Origin of the sequence: Clostridioides sp. GD02377, assembly GCF_045899875.1 — a bacterium.
In the GTDB taxonomy this organism is placed as follows: domain Bacteria; phylum Bacillota; class Clostridia; order Peptostreptococcales; family Peptostreptococcaceae; genus Clostridioides; species Clostridioides difficile_A.
The window spans coordinates 1-440 of record NZ_JBJODA010000083.1 but is presented as its reverse complement, the minus strand read 5'-3'; the positions used below and the strand labels follow the sequence as shown (position 1 = coordinate 440).

At 54.1% G+C, this 440-nt stretch carries 5 tRNA genes; all 5 read right to left on the bottom strand.

Going from position 1 to position 440, the window contains the following annotated elements:
- Positions 1-10: 10 nt before the first annotated feature.
- Positions 11-84, bottom strand: a tRNA-Gly gene (locus Q3304_RS20945).
- A 9-nt stretch (positions 85-93) separates the two neighbouring features.
- Positions 94-168: transfer RNA gene (locus Q3304_RS20940), tRNA-Glu, on the bottom strand.
- Between the two features lie 14 nt (positions 169-182).
- A tRNA-Met gene (locus Q3304_RS20935) sits at positions 183-258 on the bottom strand.
- A gap of 15 nt (positions 259-273) precedes the next feature.
- Positions 274-359: transfer RNA gene (locus Q3304_RS20930), tRNA-Leu, on the bottom strand.
- 5 nt (positions 360-364) lie between these two features.
- Positions 365-439, bottom strand: a tRNA-Asn gene (locus Q3304_RS20925).
- Position 440: the final 1 nt, after the last annotated feature.

Here is a 440-nt window from a genome sequence, read left to right as displayed (position 1 = left end):
GTCCCATTTTTGGAGCGGGTGAAGGGGATCGAACCCTCACAGCTGGCTTGGAAGGCCAGAACTCTACCATTGAGCTACACCCGCATATTTAATTGGTGACTCGTAGGGGAATTGAACCCCTGTTACCGCCGTGAAAGGGCGGTGTCTTAACCTCTTGACCAACGAGCCGTTTTGATTTTTAATGGTTGCGGAGGCAGGACTCGAACCTACGACCTTCGGGTTATGAGCCCGACGAGCTGCCAACTGCTCCACTCCGCGATATTGTTTTATAAGTGCCGAAGACCGGAATCGAACCGGTACGAGAGGTAAGTCCCGCAGGATTTTAAGTCCTGTGCGTCTGCCAGTTCCGCCACTTCGGCTTTTTTGGCTCCAAGGGTGGGGCTCGAACCCACAGCCTACCGGTTAACAGCCGGTTGCTCCACCGTTGAGCTACCTTGGAA